General features: G+C 70.9%; 1 protein-coding gene. It reads right to left on the bottom strand.

Annotation, left to right across the window (positions count from 1 at the left end):
* Positions 1–714, bottom strand: a 714-nt coding sequence (locus tag AC5Y36_RS25825) for a transposase (RefSeq protein ID WP_500043821.1), incomplete at both ends; no start/stop codon positions are given.

The raw sequence follows: 714 nt of genomic DNA, 5'->3' as shown, positions 1-714 counted from the left end.
CATCGCCTCCCGTTTGGCCGCACGATCGGCGTCGCGCTGGCGCCGACGCTCCCCAGCGGCCTGGCGGTCGGCCCCACCAGCAGCAGTGTCGGCCTTGAGCTGCTCAAGCGCCTCGGCGATACGCCGAGCCCGCGAGCTCGGATCCACCAGGTCTTCGGGCAGCTCATCGCCGCGACTGTCGGGGCCATACAACGCGTCCTCGGCGGCGTCGGTGGCCGCATGCTCGGCCGCGGCGGCCGCGGCCAACGCGCGGGCCTTGGCCGCATCGATGTCGGCCTGCTCGGCGGCGGCTTTGCGCAGCCCGTCTTCGCTGCGGTTGGCCGCCAGCGACGCATTCGAGGCGATCTTGACCGAATCGATGGCCACCACCCCCAACCGGCCCATGCCCAGCCGCGCGCACAACCCCAGCACCGAGGCGAACAAGTCCTCACACGCGGTGGCCGCCTGGGCGCGAAACCGCGAGATCGTCACATGATCAGGCGCGTCCCCCGCACAAATGATCCGAAACGCCACATCGCGCTGACACAGCCGCTCGATCACCCGCGACGAGCGCACCCCTTGCGCCCACGCCCAAACCAACAACGTCAACAGCATGTCCGGGTCATAACCGGCGCGCCCAGCCGCGCCGGTCCGCCGCCCAGCATGCAGCCCGCAGGTATCCAGGCCAGCGACCGCGCTGATCACCAGCCACACCGGATCCGAAGCCGGCAGCCA

Source organism: Mycobacterium sp. NGS50 (genome assembly GCF_059812545.1).
This window is presented reverse-complemented; position numbering and strand designations above follow the sequence as displayed.